Consider the following 24,180-nt stretch of genomic DNA (forward strand, 5'->3'; position numbering starts at 1 on the left):
AGTCGATCGGGATTTCAGGCATGCCGGGGAAGTTCGCTGCGAGGCTAGGGGTAGTTCGTAGCGAAGTCCAGTTTCCTGCTTGGCATGTCGCTCTACTATTGGTCGCTGTGGGCAGTGATGCCGGCAGCAGGGCAGTGGATCACTCAGGAGAATCAAAAAATGAACGAACTCGCTACCGTGGGCAACAAGGAGCTCCTTGTCGAACTGACGGCTGAAATCGTGGCTGCCTATGTCGGCAACCATGTCGTCCCGTCGGGCGATCTTGGCGCCCTTATATCGGACGTGCATTCCGCACTGTCCAGCACATCGGGCCAGGAAGCCGTGGCACCTGCCGTGGAAAAGCCGAAGCCGCCGGTGCCGGTCAAGAAATCGGTTCACAACGACTACCTGATTTGCCTCGAAGACGGCATGAAGTTCAAGTCGCTGAAGCGCCACCTCATGACCCATTACGGCATGACTCCCGAAGAATATCGCGAAAAGTGGGATCTCCCATCCGACTATCCGATGGTCGCCCCCGCCTATGCCGAAGCGCGTTCGCGCCTCGCCAAGGAAATGGGCCTCGGCCAGGGCCGCAAGAAGCGCGCCTGAGCCAACACCAATGAATTTCGACAGGAAGCGGCCCGTTGCGGCCGCTTTTTTATTCGCTTGATTGTAGGAAAATTATCCTTCAGAATTAGGAGCTTTCCAGAAATCAACGAATGATTGCCGAATTCCGCTTCACCTCTCACATTTTCTACGTCATATATGAAAATATTCCTATTTCAATTGGGGAGTATTTTAATGACGCATCCATTCATTTCACACACGTTTGAAGCCGATCCCTTTGCCGGTCTCAATCTCGATATTCCCGATGCCATCAAGGAGCGCCTCAGGCGGCGCATGGCGCCCGCGCCCTGGGGTCTCACCGTACCGCGCGACCTGCAATTCGTCTCGCGTACCGGCGATGCGCGGCTGATCCGCAAGGTGTCGCTGCCCAACCGCCGGCGGTCGGTGGGATTGCGGAACGTCTGCCACGCCGTGCGCCAGGTGGCGAGCGAGATGATCTCGCTCGGCAGCCCACGCACCGGGTTTGCCCGCGACGAGCGATTCGCCGGCAGTCATGTCCAGCAGATCGCCATGTATGTCTGCCATGTCGCGCTGAGATTGACCTTCACCGACATCGCCCAGGGTTTCGGGCGCGATCGCACCACGGTCGCCCATTCCTGCGCCCGCGTCGAGGACCGGCGCGACGAGCATGCTTTCGACGATCTCGTCGGAGCCGTCGAGCGCGTGGTCGACACGGTCTTCGCAGCCGGAGAGCGGGTTCATGGCTGAGCGCGGCAAGAGCAAGGAACAGGCCCGCGAGATCGCCCGTCTGCTGCGCTTTCTCGGCAATCACGGCTGCATCATGGAAGATCAGGCCGGCGAACACCTGCTGCTGCGGCCGGGCGGCGCCGGGCAGCCCGCGAGGCGCGAGACGATTGCGCGTGCGTCGCGGGTGGGACTGGTGCTCATCCGCGAGGGCCGGATCTTCGCGACGCGCGAGGCGCGCAACTGGCTGCGCCGCCACATGGCGGCCCGCGAGGAGGCCTTTCTCGACCAGCACAGGGTCATCGAGATCGCCGAGGCAACGATAGCGGGCGAACGCGCCCATATCAGGGTCAACGCCGCCGAATCGCCGCTCGCGCTGCTGTCACGGCTCAAGGACAAATCAGGCGATGCCTGGTTCCCGCCCGATGCCATGCTGGCTGGCGAGAGGCTGGCGCGCGATTTCCACTTCGCAGCCCTTCAACCCAAGCTGACCCAGAGCTATGAGCCGAGGCCGGGCGCCAGTGGCCGGCCGGGACCGGGCGCCTGTACTGAGCTAAAGGACAATGTCGTGGCCGCCCGCGCCCGCGTCGCCCGCGCCGTCGATGCCATGGGGCCGGACTTGTCGGGGGTCGTGCTCGATGTCTGCTGCTTCGAAAAAGGGCTCGAGGTGGTCGAACGCGAACGCCAATGGCCGGCCCGCTCCGCCAAGCTCATGCTCAAGACGGCATTGATGCAACTCCACCGCCACTACAATCCGCCATCGCCGCAGTCGGTGAGGCGTAGCCATGCCTGGGGCGCGGAGGGGTATCGGCCGGGGATAGCGTGATTTTCATGCCGCCTGCAGCCGGCTCACCGCTTCCGCCTGGATACGGTTGACCATCGAGCGCAAGCCGTTGGCGCGCTGGGCCGAGAGGTGCTCGATCATGCCGATGCCTCGAAACGTCTCGAGCGCATCGAGCCGGGCAATCTCGGAGGCGCGCTTGCCCGAATAGATCGCGAGCACGATCGCCACCAGCCCGCGCACGATATGGGCGTCGCTGTCGCCGCGGAGCGTCAGCGCCGGGTCCGGCCCGTCGCCGGGTTCGGTCACCAGCCATACCTGGCTGGCGCAGCCGCGCACCTTGTTTTCAGCGGTCTTGTCGGCATCGGGCAGGTCGGGCAGCGCCTTGCCGAGCTCGATCACGTAGCGGTAGCGGTCTTCCCACTCCTCGAGATATTCGAAGTCTGCGAGTATGTCTGCGATTGCGGCCATGGTTCTTCCTTTGACGCAGGATATAGAGATTTGTACCGCCAAAGAAAAGCTTATTGGACAAAAAGAGACGCCGTGAAGCAGGCTTCACGGCGCGTCAAGAGAGCTGACGATAGTTACAGGCAGGGTAAACTCGGGATCGTGCCGGTCAGGCCTTCGGGCGCGGCACGGGAATGGGGATGTTCTTGATCGGGTTCGTCGGATCCAGCTTGGCAGCGACAGTGCCGGTCAGCACCGTGTCAGCCTTTTTGGCTGCGGCCTCATCGGCAAATTGCGTGTCGAGATAGGTGTAGGCAACGCGGGCGCCTTCGCGCGCCCTGGTGCCGAGCGTCGTGAAGGTCTCCGCACCCTTGACGCAGACATCCGGCTTCTCGGCGCAGAGATCGGTCGCGTAGGAAATGACACCTGCCGCAGCGCCCAGCGCGTCGGTCAGTTCGACGCCCTTTTCCTGGGAGAGCCTGTTGGTTGCGTCGGTGTCGAATATCGGCAGCATCACCAGCACGAGTGAGAACCAGAATGCGCCCTTGATCAAAAACCACATTGTCGTCGCCTGTTCGTTGTCCGGTCTTGCCGCCGGTAGCGTGTCATGGGTGAACGGTTCTGTGCCGTCCTGATTGCCAGCGACACTAGCGCCACCCGGCCAATAACCCCTTCCGGGAATCAGGAGACTTTTCCGCGTATTCGTCGAAAATTGTAATTTCTCGCATTTGAACAGCATTCGACATGCATTTGATTCAAATTATGGCCTGTCGCGTTAAGCATATGGGCAATGGCTCCCGAGGACTCCACCGAGTTGGGCAAGTGCCGCCCGCCACAATTATTAACGGTGCTGAAAAAACCCCGAAATCCCAAGCAATTACACCCTGTTAACCACAAATCCCGAAGTTGGACCAACATGTCTCTTTTTTGGAATTTAAGCTGTGAATGCCCGGTTCCGGACATGCGCCCTTATCCATTCCTTAAGCCGCGGATGCGATTTTTCGACTGTCAAACCAAGACAAGGCTGACGTGTTGAAAGTATTGCGTACCATTGCCGGCAAGGCTTTTCCCATGATGGGGAATTCGGCCCCCGCGACCCACCAGGGCAACCGGGGCGTCGCGCCGAAGCATGCCGTCATCGCGGGCCTCGTCGCAGTGTCCGCTGCCAGCCTCGTGGCGCTCGCCGGCTGGAGTTGGTCCTCCATCCTGCCCTCCGGTTTTGCCGCCTTTGCCGCAAGCTGGCTTACCTGCCTTGCTCATGAAGAACTCCGCCCGCGCGCGATCGTAATGCCTCTACTGGCGAAGGCCGATCCCGCCGATCCGCTCGATAGCCTGCTGGGTCTCATCACCCGTCATGACGCGAGCGGCCAGCTGACCTCGGTCAACGGTGCCGACCGGGCTGCGTTCGGCTTCTCCCGGCATATGGCGCCGCAGTCCTATTTCGATGCGATCCACGTTTCGGGCCGCCTTCACTATCTCCACGCGATCGATGCGCTGCGCCAGGGCTCGAGCTCGGCGAGTGCCGAATTCATGCTTGCCGTCGGCGCCGATCTTCGTCCGGTCCGGGCGCATTTCAGCGGCACCTTCGCGCGTGACGGCAGCCTTGAAGCCTTCACCATCCAGACCGTTGATATCGCCGACGAGGTTGCGTTGCGCGAGGACGTGTCAACCTGGAAGGTCGAGGCGCGCTCGGCCAACGAGGCCAAGACGCGTTTCCTCGCGGCCGTCAGCCACGAGCTGCGTACGCCCCTCAATGCCGTGCTCGGTTTCTCCGACATCCTGCTCGGCGAATATTTCGGCAAGTTCGAGAACGAGCGCCAGAAGGAATATGTCGAGCTGATCAACCAGTCCGGCCACCACCTGCTGGCCGTGGTCAACACCATGCTCGACATGTCCAAGATCGAGGCCGGCCGTTATGAACTGATCAAGGAGCCGTTCGCCATCGGCGCCGTCATGCGCTCTGTCGATGAAATGCTTGGGCTCGAGGCCAAGCGCAAGGGCGTGGTTCTCACTACCCGCATCGCGCGCGGTCTTGATGAAGTCGTGGCCGACCGCCGCGCCGTCAAGCAGGTGCTGATCAACCTCGCCAACAACGCCATAAAGTTCACCGAGACCGGCGGCGTCGTCACCATCGATGCAGTGGCCGAACGCGGCAACCTGGTCATTTCGGTCAGCGACACCGGCATCGGCATCCCCCAGGAAAAGCTCGCACTGATCGGCAAGCCCTTCATGCAGGTGCAGAACGACTATACCCGTCAATACGAAGGCACGGGTCTCGGTCTCGCGCTCGTCAAGGGTCTCGTCGGCCTGCATGGCGGCGAACTCCGCATAGAGAGCGAAGAGCACAAGGGCACGGTCATGACGGTCACGCTGCCGCTCGATGGCGAAGCCGAGGCCGGCTGCGAAACATTCGAATTCCCACCACGATTGAACGAAACCTATTCAGGAGAGAACCGCGATGGCTTCACAGCCCAAGCGAAAATCGCCTGAGCGCGGCGCGCGCGGCAAGCAGCCCGCGCCCTCACGCGCCATGCGCATCGTGTTCGCATCAGGCACCGCGCTCGGCCGTCATCCGCGCGCCATCGGCGGCTTCATCGCCTTCGGCGTGATCTTCTCCTTCGTCGCCGCCAATGCGCTCTGGTATCAGCCGCGCCATCATCCGGCGCCACTGCTGGCGACCCGCATGTTCGAGGACGCCAAGGCCTCCCGCGCCATGCCCGAAGTGGCCGACGAAGAGCCGGGCGTCACGACCTTCAAGATCGAACGACAGTCCGATGAACAGCCGACGCAGACTGCCGAAAAGCCCGAGCCTTCGCCGCTGATCCGCGAGATCCAGGTGGCGCTGGCGGGCCGCGGGCTCTATGACGGCCCGGCTGATGGCTTGACCGGCCCGAAGACCGAAGCGGCGATCCTGTTCTTCGAGCAGACCGAAGGCATGGACGAGACCGGGGAGCCAAGCAACGGCCTGCTGGCCCGGTTGAAGCACGTCGCGAGTCCCGCCGATGACGCTGGAGTAAAAACCGCGAGCACCAAGGTCGAAAAGCCGGTGGACGAAGTCGCAGCTCTGATCTCCCAGTCCGACGATCCCGCCGTCAAGGTGATCCCCGAGAAGAAGCCGGCATCGCCCGCGCTCGTCATGCAGATCCAGAAGGGCCTGTCCGGCATGGCCTATGCCGATGTCAAGGTCGATGGCATACCGGGCGACGCGACCCGCACCGCCATCCGCGCCTTCGAGAAGAGCTACCGGCTGCCGGTCACCGGCGAGCCCTCCGAGCGCGTGCTCAAGAAGCTGAAGTCGATCGGCGCGATTTAAACCGCAATCCCCACACGACCGCATTGTCACCCCAAGCCGGATATTTTCCGGCTTGGGGCATGGCTGTCTGCCGGCTTGTCGTTGATTTTGCGGCCGCAGTCATATTTCCAACGGATGCTAGACAAAAGATTGTTATTTTTACGGGTAAATACAAGATACGTCGAATAATTTTTGATCTTGTCCCGTTCAATCCGCAGTTGGCGAATGCAAGGCGGTCCGCGATGGCTGCTATGCACATTCCTGCCACAGCGGGCCAAATCCGATTTTCATGACGCAAACTCGAAAGGACCAATCATGGCCGTCAATATTCTCAGTGCCGATTCCGTGACCCAATGGGTCGCCAATACCGCGAGCGACACTTATGTCCTGCAGCAGGACGTCTATCTCGCAGTGCTTGGCACGGCGATCAGCGGCACCGCCGCCGTCACCAACCGCAAGTTCCAGATCGATGGCCATGTGATCGGCGAGGGCGCCGGCTCCGGCATGTTCATCGGTTTTGACGCCATATCCGGCGGTTCCACGACCATCCACGTTTCCGCGACCGGCTCGATCCTTGGCGAGGGTTATGGAATCGTGTCGCACGGCGGCGGCCTCGAACTCGTCAACAAAGGCGACATCAGCGGCTCCACCGCCGGGCTGTCGATGACCGGCGATTTCAACCACGTGATCAATGCCGGCACCATCTCCTCGTGGAACGGCGCCGGCTTGATATCGAGCGGCCTCGATGCCGATATCGTCAACCAGGGTACGATCAGCGGCGTCACAAACGGCCTCGAACTCAACGGGCATGAGTTCCGCTTCGTCAATTCCGGACTGGTGACCTCTTCGACAAGCCTGCTGACCGAGGCGGCCGTCTACATGACCGGGCACTATGGCGAGTTTGTCAATGAGGGCACCGTCTCCTGCTTGAGCTCCTATTCCATGATCGGCGACGACACCGCCCAGACGGTGACGAACAACGGATTTATCTTCGGTGCCGTGGATCTCGGTGACGGCAGCGATCGCTTCAGCAACGAAGGCGGCACCGTGCATGGGAGCGTGGACCTCGGCGCCGGCTACGACACGTTCAAGAGTATCGGCGGCACTGTCACCGGCCCGGTCTATGGCGGCCAGGATAACGATTTCTACATAATCGATGACGCCTCGATCGAGTTGGTCGAATTCTCCGGCGACGGTATCGATGGCGTCAGATCGTCGGTCAGCTATTGGCTGCAAAGCAATTTCGAAGAGCTTTATCTCTCGGGCAAGGCCGATCTCGTCGGCGGCGGAAATTCTCTCGCCAATTATCTGGTCGGCAATGCAGGCGACAACAAACTGTTCGGCCTTGCAGGCGACGACGAGTTTCAAGCGGGCGAAGGCAATGACCGGTTTGATGGCGGCGGAGGTTCCGATCTGGTCAGTTACGATTCCGACATTAACTCGGGGGTGAAGGTCAATCTTGCGACCGGCAAGGGCGGCGGAGCCGCCGCAGGCCACGTCTATGTCAACATTGAGAATGTCACCGGTAGTGGGTTCAACGACCAGATCATCGGAAACGGATTTGCCAACCGTCTTGACGGTTATGTGGGCAACGACGTGTTGAGGGGCGGCGGCGGAAAGGACGTCTTCATCTTCGTGGATTCCTGGGGCAAGGATACGATCACGGATTTTCACGACAAGCAGGACAAGATCGAACTCGACTTCAACGTCAATGGCGTCGATATCAACGATTTTTCAGATCTCGGCGGGTTGATCAAGCAGAAGGGCGGCGATGTCATCATCGACTTCACGTCGATCTATCCCGGCGACATGCTGATCCTCAAGAACATGGACGTCTCCGATCTTTCCGCGGCGGACTTCATTTTCGACTGAGAGGAAGGGAGGCGCCCGGCTTTGGCGTTTTGACTTTCGCCGGCTGCCACCCTATTGCCTTGCCTCCATGCGCGTCACATCCGATTTCTTCGTCTCCGCTCTCATCCGCCGGGTGTACTCATCCGGCGGTTTTGCTGCCATCGAGCGCAAGGGCGCCACCGAGGCCGGCGCGGTCTTCCTGCGCCAGCGTTTTCGCGATGGCTATGAGACCCTCTATGGCCCGGCGCCGCAGAGCTTCTTCGAGGAGCGCGGCGAGGACAGGTTGTTCGAGGTGCGGGCCGAACGCGCCGAGCCCGACGCCGTCGCCGACATCATCGCGCGAGAAGCCCGCTTCGATCCGGATCTCTGGGTGGTCGAGCTTGAGGCCGAGGATGTCGCGGCATTGCTTGACCTTGCCGAACAGAGTTGATGGTCCCGCTCCCGCGCGCCTAACTTCATGACGCTTCCCCGCTATTTTCGGATGTGATAATATGACGCCGTGAAATTTCCGAATGGACGGGCTGCGCGCCCGTCCAGGCATAATGGCTTTGATTCACCGCATGATGGGGCCGGGGGAATTCGAATGGGAACGAGCCAGACGATCGACAGCGATTTCACCACGCCGATCCAGGTGATCGGTAGTGACGATATCCTGACAATCAACGCGGGCGTCCAGGGCGTTCTCGACGTTCTCGCCATCGACGCGGAGACGGTGGCCGATAACCGCATGTTCGACATACGGGGCCGGGTCACCGCCAACAATGGTGCGGACGTCCTTCATCTGGGGCTCGTGTCGGATCCCTCGGGCTCGTCCGGCGGGCAGATCAATTTGCGGGGAAGCGGGCGCCTCACATCCGACACCGGCACCGTGATCGCAGCCTATATCCAGGATGTCGAGATCATCATCAACGGCAATATCAAGGGCCAGAACGGCATTATCGGCGACCTCTTCGGCGGCTCGCTCGTCAGCAAGGGCAACATCGTCGCAGTCGAGCAAGCCTTCTTCTCAACCGGTGGCGCGTTCGACTTCACCAACAAGGGCTTGGTCAAATCCACGGACGACATCACCGTCACCCTGACCGGAAACGGCAACAATCTTTTCAATTATGGCGACATAAGGGGCCTCGGCGCCGGCCCGACGGTTTTCTTCGACTCCGCGATCGGCAATTTCAACACCTGCCGCAACAATGGCGGGATATTTTCCGCCGACATCGCCATCGAATGCAAGGCCGGCAACGACCAGGTTTTCAACGACGGCTTCGTCAAGGGCGACATTATGCTCGGCGACGGTTTCGATCAGTTTTCCTGCAAGAGGGGTACTGTCGATGGCTCCGTCTACGGCGGTGCGGATGACGACACCTACAATATATTCAGTCGAAAGATCAGCATCGTCGAACTGGATGGCGGTGGCATCGACACTGTTTTTGCCAGCCGGAATACCAAACTCCAGCAATTCACCGAGAACCTCTTCCTTCTCGGAGGGGCGGACCTTATCGGCAGCGGCAATGCCGAAGACAACGATATCTACGGCAACAAGGGCGACAATCTCCTGAAGGGTTTTGATGGAGCCGACCTCTTCAGCGCCGGCCGCGGCAACGACAAGTGCTTTGGTGGCACGGGGCCGGATACGTTCATGATCTACAGTGACTCCGGCAAGGATCGGGTCATGGATTTTTCTTGGCAGGAAGACGTCCTTGACGTCGATAGCTTCGGATACGACACTTTCTCGCAGGTGATGAATCACGTCGTCGCGATCAAGGGCGGTGTGATGTTCACCGATGGCGGCGCCAGAATCGAGCTGCCGGATGTGAAACTCAACCAGCTCGAAGAAGCCAACTTCCATTATCGAACCGGGATTATCCCGATTTCGGCACTGTTGTAGCGGGATCGCGCCGACCTGAACGCTTTCACCTGATACGCCAACCGCTGGAATTTCGGAAAGCACCGGGTTTCCCAAGCGCATGAAGGGCGCTCCGGTGCTTCAGTGGCACCCGTCCCGGAAATTGGACGGCAGCAACGGATTTCTTTGAGCGGTCCACGATTTTTCCGAGATTGTCCGCATATTTTATGGCTGTGAAACGTAATATCCGTAACTGAAGCGGAGATGTGCGCGATGGCCAAGATTGTCCTGAACAAGCAAAGCACCAAAACCTGGGTCCTCGACGACAAGGCTCACTACATCCTTGGCGAGAAAGGGGTATTGGATGTCGATGCGGACGGCGCGGAGGGCTACGGCCATGGTATTTTCACCGGCGGCGGCTCTGGCGGCCCGGCTGGCAGCATCATCGAGGTGCTCGGCCGGATAACGGTCTCGCTCGACAACCATGTCGGCATTTTCGCGCAGAACGACGATATCACGATACGGGTCGCTGAAACCGGCCGTGTGAGAGCCGACACCGGCATCAACATCAACGCGATGGGTTCCTACATCGAAAACCACGGCAGCATTCGCGGGGTCAGTGATGGCATCAAGCATTATCAGGGCACGGCCGATGTGGTGAATGCCGAGGACGGCGTTATCCGGGGCGTGGTCGGTGTGAGGCTCTCCGAGGAGGGGGGCACCATCGTCAACCGCGGCAAGATCATCGGTGAATCCATGTCCGTTTACAGCCACAGCGGCGAGGGGATCGAACTCAGGAATCTCGGATATCTCGGGGGTGACGTCGTCCTCGAGGAAGGAGACGACCTCTTCGTCAACAATGGTGGTACCGTTGATGGCGTCGTCAAAGGCGGGCTCGGCCACGATGTCTACCGGATTGTCTCGGGCGACATCGAGATTTATGAGGCCCTCGGTGAGGGCGTGGATACGCTACAGATCAAGCGTTCCTACAGCCTCACCGACAGCGTCGCGATCGAAATCCTGCAAGCGCTCGGCAAGGGTGACATAGATCTCACCGGCAACGGTCTTTCCAACCGGGTCATCGGCAATGCGGGCAACAACGTCCTTCACGGCCTTGGCGGCAAGGATATCATCTCGGGCTTCGGCGGCAACGATCACCTCTGGGGCGGTGACGCGGGCGACACGTTCAACTTCATGAAGGGCTGGGGAAAGGATGTGATCGCCGATTTCGAAACCGGCGTCGACCGCATCAACTTCGAGCAATATGAAGGCATCACCGGCGTCGATGACCTCCATATGCTCCAGGTTGGCGATAACGTTGTGATCGAGCTTCTCGGCAAGGACAAGATCATCCTGCTCGACCAGGACGGCGTCAATACCGACGATTTCCTGTTCCCGGTTGTGTGACATTCGACTTCCAACCGGTAAACTGCCCCAGACTTGGCACAGTTGCATCCAGTTATGTTGGTTGCGGGAAAGCAAAACTCATCTACTGTGCTGTCATGGGCACCCGGAGATCTCACCATGACATCGCAGACAATCACGGCCGACTTTACCTCGACTATATTCGTTCCTGACGACAACGATATCCTGCTCATCGCCAAGGGTGTAACCGGCAAGGTGGCGGGGACGGCGATCGATGCGGCGACAGCGTCGGAAAATCGCCAGATCACCATTCGCGGCAGCGTTGAGGCTCTGGCGGATATCAATAGTTTCGGTCTCGTACTCGGTGACTTCGATAATGGATTCTTGGCCAACGGCGCGGATGTGGGCATCGCCAAAACGGGCGTGCTTCTCGCCGAGGACATCGCTCTCCGTCTCAAAGTTGCGGACCTCAACCTTACCAATGATGGTCTGGTTCGCGCGGCGGTCGGCATGTCTGGCGGGACACCAGGAGCAAGCATCGTAAACAACGGCAGGATCATCGCCTCGAGCCAGGCGATTGACCTGCTGGGTAGTGATATTTCACTTGAGAATTATGGCCTTATCCGCTCGGACGACACCGTCGTCCTGCGGCTTAACGGTGGTGACAATGTGGTGCGCAATCACGGCGTCATCGAACAAAGAGGCACGGTCCAGGTCGTCGAGTTCACCAGTTTCGACGGCAGTTCGAATCTCTTCGTCAATCATGGAACAGTCAAGGGCGGCAGCACGGCGGTGGTCGGCCGCGATGGCAATGAGAGGGTCGTCAACTTCGGCCGCTTCGACGGCGGTGTCACCCTCGGCGACGGCGACGACGTCTTCGTCAACCGGGGCACGGTCGGCAGCACCGTCTCCGGCGGATTGGGCGACGACGAATATTTCCTCTACAATAACAAGGTCGAACTTGGCGCTGACTCGGGCGGCGCCGACAAGGTCTTCACCAATATCTCGATAAAGCTCGCCGACGGCATCGAAAGTCTTGAGCTGCTCGGCAGGCAGGACATCAGGGGCGCCGGCAACGCCGAGAAGAACACGCTTCTTGGCAATGCCGGTGACAACGTACTGAATGGCGGCGAAGGCAGCGATCAGATCACGGGTGGCCTGGGCAATGACAGGCTGATCGGCGGAGAGGATGTCGATCGCTTTGTCTTCGCTGATGGTTTCGGTCGCGACGTGATCGCCGATTACGACTTCTCCGACCGGATCAACCTCAACGATGTTTCATCGGCCATCGACTTCGATACCATCGAGGACTTCGCCAAACAGACCGATGCCGGCGTGGTGATCAATTTCGGACTCGGTGACAAACTGACGATCCTGGATATTGAGATCGCGGATCTGGAAAGCGTGGATTTCACCTTTTTCCGGCAGGGCGACGACTGAAACCCGCATGTTGCGGGGCGCTGTTACCTGGGTAACACTCTGAAACATATGAAACATTCGGCGCGAGATTCGGTGTTCTCCTGAAACAAAGCTGAGCGATAAGCGAGCCCACGAAACGAGAAATTTCAGGGGCTCAGATGAAAATCGTCAGCATTTCCAAGAATCGCACCACCATGTTCGAGGCCAAACAGGGCGACACGACCTACGTCCTCGAAAGGAACGTCTCCATCAACACCGCCGATCCGGCGGGTATCGTCGGCATGACGGATGTCAAGGGCCGGGATTTCCTGATCAAGGGCGATATCTCCGCTAGCCAGGGATTCGGCATCTTCATCGGTACACAGGACGAAACCGGCGCCGGGGTGCTCGAAGTCGCCAAATCCGCATCCATCTCGGGCAAGGTCGGCGTCAGGCTGGCCGCCGACGGGCAAGTCCTCAGGAATTCCGGCCTCATCGGCGGCGAAACTGCCGTCGAAACATCAGGCACGCGGATGCTGATCGAGAATTCAGGGATCATCAACGGCGGCAATATCGGCATCGACGTGAGTTTCGAGGGCGGCAAGATCGTCAATACCGGGCAGATCGCAGGGCAGGACCATGCCATCTATTCCTTGCTCGGCGCAGGCGAAGAACTGAAGATCGTCAACAAGGGCGATATCGGTGCCACCGAGAACACGACGATCATGCTCTCCAACCTGACGGGAAGCTCGACGACGCTCGTCAATCACGGCAATATCGACGGCAAGTTCTGGGCTCTGCAGGCCAATTTCAGCCTGGCGACCGAGATTATCCGCAACCGCGGCGAAATTTCCAGCCAGGTCTGGCTGGGTGGCGGCGACGACATTTTCGACGACCGCGGCGGCACCACCTACTACGTCGATGGCGGCGAGCAGGACGACCTTTACATCATCGACGACGCGCTGATCGTTCTCGGCGAGCAGACCAATGCCGGCACTGACACCGTGCGTTCCACGGTCACCTGGACGCTCGGCAACAACTTCGAGAACCTCATTTTCACCGGTGAGAACAGCCTCACCGGCAAGGGCAATGACAGCGCCAACCGCATGACCGGCAATGCCGGCCAGAACACGCTCTATGGCTATGGCGGCATCGACGTCATCAACGGCGGCCGGGGCAACGACCTGCTCTATGGCGGCACGCTTGCCGACACTTTCGTCTTCACCACAAGATCCGGCCATGACATCATCGCCGACTTCCAGAACGGCACCGACGTCATCGACCTGACCCGCTACAGGGAACTCGATGATTTCACGGATATCTCGAAAACCATGGTGCAGAACGGCGCCAATGTCGAAATCCACCTCGGCAAGAATGATGTCCTCACCGTCAACAATGTAACGATCGCCAACCTGACCGGCGAGGACTTCGCTTACTAAGGACGTATGCCGCACAGCATCTCGCGCTTGCCCGCAAAGCCCGGGCGGCGCTCGACCTCGAATCCCGCCGCGATCAGATTGCGGCGGACAAAGCCCGCCGCCGCATAGGTCGCGAAGGTACCGCCGGGACGCGTGTGGTCATGCACGGCATTGAGGATTTCCCCCGACCACATGGCAGGATTGCGCGACGGCGCGAACCCATCGAGATACCAGGCGTCGAATGTCTCGGTACTCTCGGACAGATTGGTGAAGGCATCGCCGCAGACCACCGTAAGCGTCACGTCGTCGGCCATTCGAAGCCGAACCACGCCACGCGGATCATCCGGCCACGCCGCCACCAGCGCCTGCCTCTCCGCTTCGATCTCCGGCCAGCGCGACAGCGCCTTGGTGATATCAGCCCGGTCCATCGGGTGGAGTTCGAACGAGATGAAATGCAGCGAGCCGGCCGGTTGCCTCTTCCACACCCGCCACGTTTCGCAGAAATTCAGCCCCGTGCCGAAGCCGAGTTCGCCGATCACGAAAGCCCCGCCCGCCTTCCACCGCTCCGGCAATCCATTGCCCGCGAGGAACACATGGCCGCACTCCGCGCGGCCATCTTCGCGGCAATAGAAATGGTCGCCGAACGCTGGCGAAAAGGGCATGTCGCCGTCGATCCATTCCAGCACCGGAGCATTTTTCTTATCCGTCTCGTCCATGGCCTTAGCGGATAGTTTGCTTGCCGGCCCCGGTCAATTGGCCTCCGCCACCCCTCGCGAAATAGGGCAGGGCAAACATGTAGAGCCCGGTCAGCAGCAGCAACATCAGCGGCACCAGCGCCATCATGCCCACCAGCACCGGCGGCTGCTGATGGCCCATGCCGAATATGGTGACGATATTGGCGATGAAACCCACCGTAAAGGCAATCGCCAGCCAGCGGTGTATCTGCCGAATCCATCTGTTCATGCTATTTCTCCTTTGAACATCAAATCGTTTGCACAATGTCGACAGGCTTCATTCCAGCCCATCCAGCACCTTCTCCAGGCTTCCAAGCATTTGCTGCCATCCAGCCTTGGCGCCACCGAGGGCCTGCTTCTGGTCTGGACGGAAACCCGCCTGCTCGACGCGCAGATGCGTGCCAGTGCTCGTCGGGGTGAGTGTAAAGTTCACCACGCTCCGCATGTCGTAGGCCGCGTCTTCGTGGACAAAGTTCCACGTGTAGGACAATTGCGTGTGCGGCTCGACCGTCAGCACCTCGCAGTCCAGCACGCCGCCCCATTCGCCGCGAAGATTGAAGCGGTGGCCGACGACAGGCAGAAAATCGTTCTTCATCAGCCATTCCTCCATCAGGTGTGGTTGGGTGAGCGCACGCCAGATCTTTTCCGGCGGATGCGGGATGTCGCGCTCGACGACGACGGTGCGCGTTTCGGTCGATTGTTCGTTCATTGTTTCATCCTTCGTCACTTGAGGTGTTGGTTGAACACGGCGTGCGGAGGCCGTCCGCCGCACTGGCAGGCTCGCTCGGCTTCCGTTCCCGCATATTCTTCGTTCTGATTTACATTTTTTCGCCAGGCAGTTGACTGGCTTGTCTCACCCAGTCCGTGAACTGCTCTTCGTCGAACGGATCGTCCTCGTGAATGTCGAGATAACGCACATCCTTCTGCTTGGAGGCGCCGGGCGGCAGGGGATCGAGCGATGCGCCCCGCATGAAGGCGACCTTGACGTATTTTGTGATGCAGTGGAAACCGAGGAAATAGTGATCCGGTTCGACGCCGTAGAAGGGCGTGTTCCACTTCACCGCCTTCTGCACATCAGGGATGGTGCGTGTGATGACATCGTCGATCCGGCGTCCGACATCGCTTTTCCAGCCCGGCATCGCCGCGATAAAGGCCTGCACCGGCGCGTCACCATAGCCCTTGGCGATCTGCGGATTACCGCCCGAGAGCAGCACGACCCCGTCCGGCCCCGGCTGCAGCGGCTTGCGGGACTTGGCGGCCGCCTTCTTTCCTGTCTTGGCTGATGTGTCCTTCATTGGTCCATCCTTTTCAGCAAATCCTCGAGGTCGTCGAACCGGCGCTGCCAGAACCCGGTCATCTGGCTCGTCCAGGCGGTCAACGGGGCAAGCGCACCAAGTTCGGCGCTATAATGCGTCTGCCGCCCCTCATGCCGGTCGCGTACCAGTCCCGCCTGCTTGAGCACCCCGAGATGCTTCGAAACCGCCGGCTGCGAGATCCCCGCCTGCGCCGTCAGCGCTCCGACTGTCTGCTCACCCTCACGGCACAACCGCTCGAAGATCGCCCGGCGCGTCGGATCGCCAAGGGTTCGGAAGAGGATGTCGTGGTCGTTCTGCATGTCGGATCAATAACTCGCTGGCTATGGATTAACTCATAACCGACGAGCTATGAGTTCGTCAAGAAGAGATTTGGAGAGACATTGCGATCTCCGCTACTTCCGCAACAAAACAATCGCCAAACCCCGGCGAATAGGGCATATCGCCGTCGATCCATCCCAGCGCGAGCGGCGCAGTTCCCGGTATCCCATCCATGGCATCAGCCGACAATTCCCTTTCCGGTTCCGGCCAGCTCTCCACCGACATGCTCGTCATCGGCGGCGGCATCATGGGCCTGTGGGGCGCGGTGAAAGCAGCCGATGCGGGCTTTTCAGTGATCCTGATCGATGCGGGCGAGGTGGGTCGCGGCGCCTCGGGTGGCCTGCTCGGCGCGCTGTTCCCATGGATGCCCGACCGCTGGGATCAGAAGAAACAGTACCAGTTCGATGCGCTGGTCTCGCTGCCCGACGAGATCGCACGGCTGGAGCACGACACCGGCCTCAACGCCAACTTCCGCCGCGCCGGCCGCATCGTCCCGCTCCCCAAACCGCATCTGCGCGAGATCGCGCTCCGCCACCAGCGCGACGCGGAAACCAACTGGCACCAGGGCGGATACCGCTTCCACTGGCATGTCCGCGATGGCGAACCGGAGCCTGCCTATATCGACCCCACGGCCTGCGCCGCCGGCTATATCCACGACACCCTCGCCGCCCGCGTCGAGCCGCGCGCGTTGATGGCCGTGTTGAAGACTTGGCTCCTGCGCCAGCCGAATGTGCGGATTTTTGAGCATGCCAGTCTGGAGCGGCTGGATGCGGGACGGGGCAGGGCTGAGATTGTGGCTCACCCCCCTCTGCCCTGCCGGGCATCTCCCCCTCAAGGGGGGAGATCGGATGTGGCACCGGCGGCGCAACACACGCCCCCAATCTCCCCCCTTGAGGCGGAGATGTCACGAAGTGACAGATGGGGGTATTCTTCTGAACCCTCAATCACCACCATCACCTTCTCCCACGCCCTCATAGCCGCCGGCGCCGCAAGCTTCCCCATCCTGCAATCCCTCATGCCCCCACTGCCGAAACCCCTCGGCCAAGGCGTCAAAGGCCAGGCGGCCCTGCTGAAAGCCGATCTCGATCCCACGCTTCCCGTCGTCTTCCTCGATGGCGTCTATGTTGTGCCGCATGAAGGCGGCTTCGCGGCCATCGGCTCCACCAGCGAAAACCAGTACGACGATCCGCTGTCCACCGACCGCCAGCTCGACACCCTCATCGAGAACGCCCGTGCCCTGATCCCAGCGCTCCGCGACGCCGAGGTTGTCGAACGCTGGGCCGGCATCCGCCCCAAGGCGATCGGCCGCGACCCGCTAGTCGGCCCGGTGCCCGGCCATGCAAACATCATCGCGCTCACCGGCGGGTTCAAGATTTCCTTCGGCATGGCCCATAGGCTGGCCGATTCCGCACTCGACCATCTGCTTGGCCGCAGCACGGCGCCGTTGCCGGAAAATTTCACCCTTTCGGGGCAGATTTCGCGGGAAATCCCCGGCTAGATATCTTCGCGCCGCATGACGCATGGCCTGCCGCCACAAAAACGTGCGATTGTGAATTGAAATTCCCTTCCGGCAATCTAAACATGTTTGCTGGCGTGAAGGCATCCCGGGAGGCGCATGACCGTAGAGCAGGACATGTTTGATTTCATCGACCGATGCCCGGACTATCGTTCGACGCGGCCGATGCTTGCCGATCTCACGCAGAATGTCCGCAAGCTGGGCTTCGAGCATTTCATCTTCAGTGGCATTCCGCTGCCCGGAGATGCGCTCGAGCCGCTGGTGGAACTCAATGGATGGCCGCAGGGCTGGTTCGAGCGCTATGTGGGCGGCAACTATGCCGACATCGATGGCGTCTGCCGCTACAGCCGCGAAACGGTGCGCCCCTTCTTCTGGAGCGAGGTGCCGGAACCCTATTTCACGACCGCCCAGGCAAGCCGGGTCGTCAATGAAGCGACGGATTTCGGGCTCCGCAGCGGCTATATCGTGCCCGCCTATTCGCGTCGGCACTGGCATGCCCTGATGTCCTTCGCATCGCCCGAGAGAACACTGGTGCTCAGCAAGCGCGAACGGATCGCCGTCAACCTCATGTCGATGGTGACGATCAGCAGCGTCGAGGCACTGAGGAGCGAGGAGGATCGCGACCGCCTGCTCAGTCCGCGCGAACGTGAGGTCCTGCTCTGGGCCGCCATGGGCAAGACCGCCGACGAGATCGGCGACATCCTCGTGATCTCCACCGCGACAGTGCGCAAACATCTGCAGAATGTGCGCGAAGCCTATGGCGTTTCGAGCACGCTGGCTGCCGTGGCGCTCGCCCTGCAGCGCCGCCACATCATGCTCTAAGTGTCGGCTGTTCCGCGACAAAATCTGCATTAGCCGGTCAAAATACGCAAATCTGATAACTGATCCCCGCGCCAAATCATGACAATCACCTGACAGGGCAAGCAACCTTGCGGCACATGCCGCCCGCCTGTGATCATCAAGTTGGGAAAAGCTCATGTCAGATATCTACGGTACCAGCGGCAACGACACGCGCCAGGGAAGCATCGGCAGCGACAACATCTTCGGTTATGAGCAGGGCGCGGACCCGAACCTCGAAACCGGCAATGATGTGCTGTCCGGCGGCGATGGCCGCGACAACATCTATGGCGGAGGCGGCAACGATACGCTCAACGGCGGCGATCTCAACGACACGCTTTTCGGCCAGAACGGCGACGATCATCTCTATGGCGACCGCGGCGACGACTATCTCGATGGCGGCGAAGGCAACGACACATTCTGGATCGGCGGCAACAGCACCGGCATCGATACGTTCCTGGGTGGATCGGGCACCGATACGGTGCGGCTTTTCAGCGACCTCACCCGCAGCGAAATCGTCCTGGACGTCGCGGCCGGCGTGGAAGTCTTGGATCTCGGCAATTTCGCCCTTCTCGGCAGCGCCGGCAGCGATCTCTACGATTTCAGCGGCGTGACCTCCATCATCAACCGATCCGGCGCGATCGAACTCGGCAACGGTAACGACATTTTCACCGGTCATGCAGGTGTGGATGTCGTCGATGGCGGCAATTCCAACGACACGCTCCAGGGCGGCGGCGGCAATGACCAGCTTTACGGCGGCACCGGCCGCGACCTGCTCGATGGCGGCGAAGGCGACGACATCTTCTGGATCGGCGATATCGACATGGATACCTTCGTCGGCGGCGCCGGCACGGATGCGGTGCGGCTGATGAACGACACCAGCCGGCAGTTCCTCACGATCGATATCACGGCCGGCGTCGAACAGTTCGATGCGAACGGCTTCAAGCTGTCCGGCTCGATAGGCGACGACATCTTCGACCTGAGCGGCATCCAGCAACTGACGATGTCCAAGGTAGGCATAAGGCTGCTCGATGGCGAGGACAGCTACATTGGTCATGCGGGCACGGATTCGGTCGATGGCGGCGCCAGCGACGATGTCATCGCTACCGGCGGCGGCAATGACAGGCTCGGCGGTGGAACGGGCGCCGACCAGCTCACCGGCGGCGAGGGGCGTGACAGCTTCGTCTTCTCTGCCCTGCCGCAAAATCGCCTGGACATCGATCTGATCATCGACTTCAGCGCGGCCGACGACCGGATCCTGTTCGACAACCGCGCCTTCAAGGCCATCGGCCGCGACGGCAAGCTCGCCAGTGACGCCTTCGCCGCCAATGCCAGCGGCAAGGCGCAGGACCGCGAGGACCGCATCATTTACGACACCGATACCGGCCGGCTCTTCTATGACGCAAACGGCAGCGGCAAGGGCAAATCCATGCTGATTGCCGACCTGGAAGCGGGACTGACCCTGAACGCGAACGACTTCCTGGTGATCTGAAGCGCACCCGCGCAGTCCCGGCATGCCTGACGCCTGGGATGGCGCGGACGCATTCTGCCCTCGACAAACCGCTCGCGCTTTTCTAGCCTTTGCCCGAACGGACAAAGGTGACAAGCATGCTCGATATCAAGACTCCCCGCGATCTCGTTGGCTACGGCCGCAATATCCCCGATCCGAAATGGCCCGGCGGCGCCAAGATCGCGGTGCAGTTCGTGCTGAACTACGAGGAGGGCGGTGAAAGCTGTGTTCTCGACGGCGACCCGGCGTCCGAGAACCTGTTGTCGGAGATCGTTGGCGGACCCGCCTGGCCCGGCCAGCGCAATCTCAACATGGAGAGCATCTACGAATACGGTTCCCGCGCGGGCTTCTGGCGGCTCCACCGCATGTTCACCACGCTCGACGTGCCGGTCACCGTCTATGGCGTCACGGTTGCCATGGCGCGCAATCCGGAGGCGGTGGCCGCCATGAACGAGGCCGGCTGGGAAATCGCCAGCCACGGCTACCGCTGGCATGAATACAAGGATTACGCTGAAGACCTCGAGCGCCAGCATATACTGGAAGCCGTGCGCCTGCACACCGAAGTGGCCGGCACCCGCCCGCTCGGCATGTATCAGGGCAAGCCCTCGATCAACACGCTCAGGCTGGTCATGGAGGAGGGCGGCTTCCTCTATTCCTCAGACAACTATTCTGACGACCTGCCGTTCTGGGTGCCCGGCGCCGATGGCAAGCCGTTCCTGATCATCCCCTATACGCTCGATACCAACGACATGCGCTTCGCCACGCCCCAGGGCTTCAATTCCGGCGACCAGTTCTACACCTATCTCAAGGATGCCTTCGACGCGCTCTACGAAGAGGGTAGGGAGGGGTCGCCCAAGATGATGTCGGTCGGCCTCCACTGCCGCCTCGTCGGCCGCCCCGCCCGCGCCGCCGCGCTGAGGCGCTTCATCGAATATGTGCTCAAGCACGATAATGTGTGGGTGCCCAGGCGCATCGACATCGCCCGGCACTGGCATGAGCATCACAGGCCGGGTTGAGTTCTGACAATCCGACTTCAGCTGAAAGCCGGCTCCGCCTCCTGTCTCCCGCGTAACACTCTTGATTCCTGAACCGAATAGTCCGGGAGTTTGATGCGTCGTTCCTGCATCGTAACAAAAACAACGGATGGGAACGACAAATGGCGAAGATCAAGCACACTGACTTTCTCGGCGACCTCGGCTCGCTTTACTGGGATTACACGCCCGACGACATGCACACACTGATGGACGAGAGCGGCGCCAACAAGGCTGTCTATCTCGACACCGATGGCGGCGAGAAAATCATCCTCAAGGGCGAAGGCTTCGCCTATCTCGATGGCAAGCTGCTGACGGGAAGCGTCGATACCATCATCTTCAAGGACGAAAACGGCAACACGACGTCTCGCGTGTCGGGCGCCGATTTCAAGGCCAAGCAGCTCGACAATCTCCTGTCCGAGGGCAGCAACCTGTCGCAGTTCCTCGAAAAGGTCTATGGCGGCAAGGACCGGTTCACCGGCAGCTCCAACGACGACTTCGTCTGGGCCGGCAAGGGCAACGACCGTTTGAACGGGCTGGCCGGCAACGACACTATCAACGGCGAACTGGGCGACGATAAGATGACGGGCGGCGCGGGCCGGGATTATTTCTTCTTCCTGCTCGATGACAAGGGCGGCAAGGATATCATCACCGATTTCGACGCCAAGGGCGGCGGCGACAACCAGGATTACATCGCCGCACAGTTCGACGATATGCTGTCGATAAAGCAGGTCGGCGATGACGTGGTGCTGAACTTCGGGGATGGCAATACGCTGACGCTGCTCGACACCGACAAATCCGACATCAAAGAGAACGATTTTCATATGCCGCTCTGACATTTGGCGTCAGCAGCCAGACGATCAGATCAACCGTCTGTTCGATTTCTGAGCAGCGAACGCAGCCGCATATCCACGCCGGCCGCCTGAAACAAAAGCGGCGGCCCCATGTCAGGGCCGCCGAATTCGTGCTGATTTTCTGGTCCAGGCAGCATTCCCTGCCGTGCCTGTTCAGTATTGAGGCGGCGCCTCCCGCATTCGCGCGGGCGGCGGAAGCCCCGGGAAACGGACCGGGCTCCTGCCTATGCCGCTAAGATTGCAGTAATTCCTCTTAACAAATGGTAACCATGCCGCCCCGAATTTTGGGGGTCGATATGCCACTGTGAGAGGGACGCGCATTAACCGTGATCGTATTTGACATATTCATCCCGATGCCGACAATGTTGCCGCCGCGCAATTTCAGCCGGCAGTCGATATCGCACGGGAAACGGGATCGTCCATGGTGAAGCTCACCTATACCTCGGAATATGCGCGGCTCAATCCGCTCTATACGTTCTTCAGCGGCGACACGGCGATCGTCGTGGAATGGAAGAGCCAGGCACTGCTGTTCGACAGCACCGGCGGTGAATATCTCGCCTTTCTCGGCGAGGGCATCGAATACGATGCCGGCGCCATGACCGGCGGCACGATCCACGAACTGGTTTTCAGGAACCCCGATGGCGAGAAGGAAGCGCGGATCACCGGCCTCGATGCCGATGCGGCCGCGCTTTCCACCGCTTGGAACGATGGCGGCATCCGCGCCGTCGTCGAGACCCTTCTGGCGGGCAAGGATACGATCAAGGGCGCCAACCAGGGCGAATGGATCGACGGCTATGATGGCAACGACCGCATCGATGGCCGCGGTGGCCATGACTGGATCCTGGGTAGCGAGGGACGCGACCGGCTCACGGGCGGCAAGGGCTCCGACTACTTCATCTTCTTCCCCGGCGATGGCAAGGACACAATCGTCGATTTCGATGCCGACGGCGGAGAGGGTCATCAGGACTTCATCAATGTCGCGACTGTCCCCGAAGTCGATATCGTCAAGGATGGCAGGGACACGCTGGTGATCTATGGCGAGGGCGACATCATCCGGCTTCTGGACGTACGGAAATCCCACGTGACGTTCGATGATGACTTCATAGCGATCAACTGAGTCTCGCTCGTGCGGGCGCGTCCTATGCGCCTCGACTTTACCCCATTGCCGCGCTAGACCGTGACGTAACAAGAACACGAACCAGACCGGGTGGAGCCATGGACAGGGCGGATTTCGTAGCGCGTTTCGGCGGCGTTTTCGAGCACTCCGCCTGGATCGCCGAACGGGCGTTCGACAGGGCTGCACCTCCCTCGCGACTGGACGTCGACTGGCTGCACGCGGTGCTTTCCCAGGAATTCCGTGCCGCCACGGACGATGAGCGCCTGGCCGTATTGCGCGCCCATCCCGATCTTGCGGGCAGGCTGGCCATCGCGGGCGTCCTCACCGAGGACAGCCTGCAGGAACAGGCGGGCGCCGGGCTCGACCGGCTGACAGAGGTCGAGTTCGCCCGCTTCACCGATCTCAACACCCGCTATCACGCGCGCTTCGGCTTTCCCTTCATCATCGCGGTCAAAGGGCTTACCAAGCAGGAAATCCTGCATGTCTTCGAAAACCGTATTCATCACACGCGGCCGGAGGAACTCGCCGCCGCGTGCCACGAGGTCGAGAAGATCGCGCGGCTGAGGGTCGAAGCGATGGATTTTTCCGGGATGTGATGGTCACCCATATCCGCGATGCCATGCGTCGCAATGGCGGCGCGATTGACCGCCGCTGTCGGGGGCAAAGGGCTCCGGGGAGGATTTTATCATGGACAGTCTGTCCGCTGGCAGAATGACGTGATGGAAAACACGATCGAGATATCTGACGATTTGAGCCGCCGCATCGACATGCTTGCGTCGCGCTCGACGCTGACACGCGAGCAGATCATCGAGGACGCACTTGCCCACGGGCGTTCGCTCGCTTGGCAGGAGAAGTGGGTTGCCGGCGTTCAGCAAGGCCTGGACGAAGCCGGCCGTGGCGAATTCGCGTCCGATGAAGAGATCGCCGCCGTACTCAACAAATACGGCGAGGCATAGCGAATTTGCGTATCGTCTGGACGCGACGATATCTCCGGGAGCTTGTCGAGATCGGCGACTATATCGCGAAGGAAAATCCGCGCGCTGCGGCCAATGTCGTCAACGAAATCCACTCAACGACGAAACGATTACTGTCCTCCAATCCGTTCATCCGACGCAAGGGCGAGATCAAGGGCACGCGGGAACTCGTGATTCCACGAAGACCCTATGTCGTTGCCTATCGCGTTGGTGATGACGGGATAGAAATCCTCTTCGTCCAGCACGGCGCTCGCGAATGGCCGGAAGAACTGGCCGAACCGTGACCGGTAA

The 24,180-nt window shown here is 60.5% G+C and carries 27 protein-coding genes; 20 read left to right on the forward strand and 7 right to left on the reverse strand.

Annotated features, from left to right (window positions below):
• Positions 1-159: 159 nt before the first annotated feature.
• The 3 genes from IHQ71_RS06600 to IHQ71_RS06610 all read left to right on the forward strand — a co-directional run bounded on the left by IHQ71_RS06600 (position 160) and on the right by IHQ71_RS06610 (position 2,116).
• Positions 160-588 carry a MucR family transcriptional regulator gene (locus tag IHQ71_RS06600; RefSeq protein ID WP_258161154.1) on the forward strand — a complete coding sequence of 143 codons (429 nt, stop codon included), beginning with the start codon at positions 160-162 and terminating at the stop codon, positions 586-588.
• Positions 589-780: 192 nt separating this feature from the next.
• Positions 781-1,314: a helix-turn-helix domain-containing protein gene (locus IHQ71_RS06605; protein WP_258161155.1), complete on the forward strand. Its 534-nt coding sequence runs from the start codon at positions 781-783 to the stop codon at positions 1,312-1,314.
• Positions 1,307-2,116: a DUF6456 domain-containing protein gene (locus IHQ71_RS06610; protein ID WP_258161156.1), complete on the forward strand. Its 810-nt coding sequence runs from the start codon at positions 1,307-1,309 to the stop codon at positions 2,114-2,116. Before IHQ71_RS06605 ends, IHQ71_RS06610 begins: the two co-directional genes overlap by 8 nt.
• A gap of 3 nt (positions 2,117-2,119) precedes the next feature.
• Here IHQ71_RS06610 and IHQ71_RS06615 read toward each other — a convergent pair whose 3' ends face one another.
• Both IHQ71_RS06615 and IHQ71_RS06620 read right to left on the reverse strand, forming a co-directional pair.
• On the reverse strand, positions 2,120-2,542 hold the full coding sequence (locus tag IHQ71_RS06615) for a SufE family protein (RefSeq protein WP_258161157.1): 423 nt from the start codon (positions 2,540-2,542) through the stop codon (positions 2,120-2,122).
• A gap of 145 nt (positions 2,543-2,687) precedes the next feature.
• Positions 2,688-3,080, reverse strand: a complete 393-nt coding sequence (locus IHQ71_RS06620; RefSeq protein ID WP_258161158.1) for a DUF5330 domain-containing protein — start codon at positions 3,078-3,080, stop codon at positions 2,688-2,690.
• 470 nt (positions 3,081-3,550) lie between these two features.
• On the opposite strand from IHQ71_RS06620, the gene IHQ71_RS06625 reads away from it, so the two are divergent.
• The 8 genes from IHQ71_RS06625 to IHQ71_RS06660 all read left to right on the forward strand — a co-directional run bounded on the left by IHQ71_RS06625 (position 3,551) and on the right by IHQ71_RS06660 (position 13,703).
• A complete protein-coding gene (locus IHQ71_RS06625) occupies positions 3,551-5,008 on the forward strand; it encodes a HAMP domain-containing sensor histidine kinase (RefSeq protein ID WP_258161159.1) in 1,458 nt (485 codons plus the stop codon).
• Positions 4,977-5,831: a peptidoglycan-binding domain-containing protein gene (locus tag IHQ71_RS06630; RefSeq protein WP_258161160.1), complete on the forward strand. Its 855-nt coding sequence runs from the start codon at positions 4,977-4,979 to the stop codon at positions 5,829-5,831. The genes IHQ71_RS06625 and IHQ71_RS06630 overlap by 32 nt, the downstream gene beginning before the upstream one ends.
• Before the next feature lie 294 nt (positions 5,832-6,125).
• Complete coding sequence (locus IHQ71_RS06635; protein ID WP_258161161.1) at positions 6,126-7,682, forward strand: calcium-binding protein; 1,557 nt, start codon at positions 6,126-6,128, stop codon at positions 7,680-7,682.
• A 67-nt stretch (positions 7,683-7,749) separates the two neighbouring features.
• On the forward strand, positions 7,750-8,091 hold the full coding sequence (locus IHQ71_RS06640) for a DUF1491 family protein (RefSeq protein ID WP_258161162.1): 342 nt from the start codon (positions 7,750-7,752) through the stop codon (positions 8,089-8,091).
• Positions 8,092-8,244: 153 nt separating this feature from the next.
• Complete coding sequence (locus IHQ71_RS06645; protein ID WP_258161163.1) at positions 8,245-9,543, forward strand: calcium-binding protein; 1,299 nt, start codon at positions 8,245-8,247, stop codon at positions 9,541-9,543.
• 231 nt (positions 9,544-9,774) lie between these two features.
• Positions 9,775-10,908: a calcium-binding protein gene (locus IHQ71_RS06650; RefSeq protein ID WP_258161164.1), complete on the forward strand. Its 1,134-nt coding sequence runs from the start codon at positions 9,775-9,777 to the stop codon at positions 10,906-10,908.
• 117 nt (positions 10,909-11,025) lie between these two features.
• Complete coding sequence (locus IHQ71_RS06655; RefSeq protein ID WP_258161165.1) at positions 11,026-12,306, forward strand: calcium-binding protein; 1,281 nt, start codon at positions 11,026-11,028, stop codon at positions 12,304-12,306.
• Between the two features lie 137 nt (positions 12,307-12,443).
• On the forward strand, positions 12,444-13,703 hold the full coding sequence (locus IHQ71_RS06660; RefSeq protein ID WP_258161166.1) for a calcium-binding protein: 1,260 nt from the start codon (positions 12,444-12,446) through the stop codon (positions 13,701-13,703).
• Here IHQ71_RS06660 and mnmD read toward each other — a convergent pair.
• The 5 genes from mnmD to IHQ71_RS06685 form a co-directional block, all read right to left on the reverse strand.
• Positions 13,700-14,398 carry a tRNA (5-methylaminomethyl-2-thiouridine)(34)-methyltransferase MnmD gene (mnmD, locus tag IHQ71_RS06665; protein WP_258161167.1) on the reverse strand — a complete coding sequence of 233 codons (699 nt, stop codon included), beginning with the start codon at positions 14,396-14,398 and terminating at the stop codon, positions 13,700-13,702. The genes IHQ71_RS06660 and mnmD overlap by 4 nt on opposite strands.
• A gap of 4 nt (positions 14,399-14,402) precedes the next feature.
• Positions 14,403-14,645: a hypothetical protein gene (locus IHQ71_RS06670; protein ID WP_258161168.1), complete on the reverse strand. Its 243-nt coding sequence runs from the start codon at positions 14,643-14,645 to the stop codon at positions 14,403-14,405.
• A gap of 48 nt (positions 14,646-14,693) precedes the next feature.
• Entirely contained in the window at positions 14,694-15,125 is a 432-nt protein-coding gene (locus IHQ71_RS06675; protein WP_258161169.1) for an SRPBCC domain-containing protein, read from the reverse strand.
• Positions 15,126-15,234: 109 nt separating this feature from the next.
• Positions 15,235-15,711, reverse strand: coding sequence for a DUF1801 domain-containing protein (locus IHQ71_RS06680; protein WP_258161170.1), 477 nt, complete (start codon positions 15,709-15,711; stop codon positions 15,235-15,237).
• Positions 15,708-16,031 (reverse strand): helix-turn-helix transcriptional regulator, encoded by a 324-nt coding sequence (locus tag IHQ71_RS06685; RefSeq protein ID WP_258161171.1) that lies wholly within the window; start codon positions 16,029-16,031, stop codon positions 15,708-15,710. The genes IHQ71_RS06680 and IHQ71_RS06685 overlap by 4 nt, the downstream gene beginning before the upstream one ends.
• Before the next feature lie 191 nt (positions 16,032-16,222).
• Between IHQ71_RS06685 and IHQ71_RS06690 the strand changes: the two genes are divergently transcribed.
• The 9 genes from IHQ71_RS06690 (at position 16,223) to IHQ71_RS06730 (ending at position 24,173) form a co-directional block, all read left to right on the forward strand.
• Positions 16,223-17,548, forward strand: a complete 1,326-nt coding sequence (locus tag IHQ71_RS06690) for an FAD-binding oxidoreductase (protein ID WP_258161172.1) — start codon at positions 16,223-16,225, stop codon at positions 17,546-17,548.
• 117 nt (positions 17,549-17,665) lie between these two features.
• The gene (locus IHQ71_RS06695; protein ID WP_258161173.1) at positions 17,666-18,388 is read left to right on the forward strand and encodes a LuxR family transcriptional regulator; all 723 of its coding nucleotides are present in this window, start codon (positions 17,666-17,668) and stop codon (positions 18,386-18,388) included.
• Positions 18,389-18,542: 154 nt separating this feature from the next.
• A complete protein-coding gene (locus IHQ71_RS06700; protein ID WP_258161174.1) occupies positions 18,543-19,895 on the forward strand; it encodes a calcium-binding protein in 1,353 nt (450 codons plus the stop codon).
• 116 nt (positions 19,896-20,011) lie between these two features.
• The gene (puuE, locus tag IHQ71_RS06705) at positions 20,012-20,929 is read left to right on the forward strand and encodes an allantoinase PuuE (RefSeq protein ID WP_258161175.1); all 918 of its coding nucleotides are present in this window, start codon (positions 20,012-20,014) and stop codon (positions 20,927-20,929) included.
• 140 nt (positions 20,930-21,069) lie between these two features.
• The gene (locus IHQ71_RS06710; RefSeq protein ID WP_258161176.1) at positions 21,070-21,780 is read left to right on the forward strand and encodes a calcium-binding protein; all 711 of its coding nucleotides are present in this window, start codon (positions 21,070-21,072) and stop codon (positions 21,778-21,780) included.
• Positions 21,781-22,219: 439 nt separating this feature from the next.
• Positions 22,220-22,915: a calcium-binding protein gene (locus IHQ71_RS06715; RefSeq protein ID WP_258161177.1), complete on the forward strand. Its 696-nt coding sequence runs from the start codon at positions 22,220-22,222 to the stop codon at positions 22,913-22,915.
• A 98-nt stretch (positions 22,916-23,013) separates the two neighbouring features.
• A complete protein-coding gene (uraD, locus tag IHQ71_RS06720) occupies positions 23,014-23,511 on the forward strand; it encodes a 2-oxo-4-hydroxy-4-carboxy-5-ureidoimidazoline decarboxylase (RefSeq protein ID WP_258161178.1) in 498 nt (165 codons plus the stop codon).
• A gap of 123 nt (positions 23,512-23,634) precedes the next feature.
• Positions 23,635-23,871, forward strand: a complete 237-nt coding sequence (locus tag IHQ71_RS06725; RefSeq protein ID WP_258161179.1) for a CopG family ribbon-helix-helix protein — start codon at positions 23,635-23,637, stop codon at positions 23,869-23,871.
• Positions 23,872-23,876: 5 nt separating this feature from the next.
• A complete protein-coding gene (locus IHQ71_RS06730; RefSeq protein WP_258161180.1) occupies positions 23,877-24,173 on the forward strand; it encodes a type II toxin-antitoxin system RelE/ParE family toxin in 297 nt (98 codons plus the stop codon).
• Positions 24,174-24,180 lie beyond the last annotated feature (7 nt).

The organism is Rhizobium sp. TH2 (assembly GCF_024707525.1).
GTDB lineage: Bacteria > Pseudomonadota > Alphaproteobacteria > Rhizobiales > Rhizobiaceae > Rhizobium_E.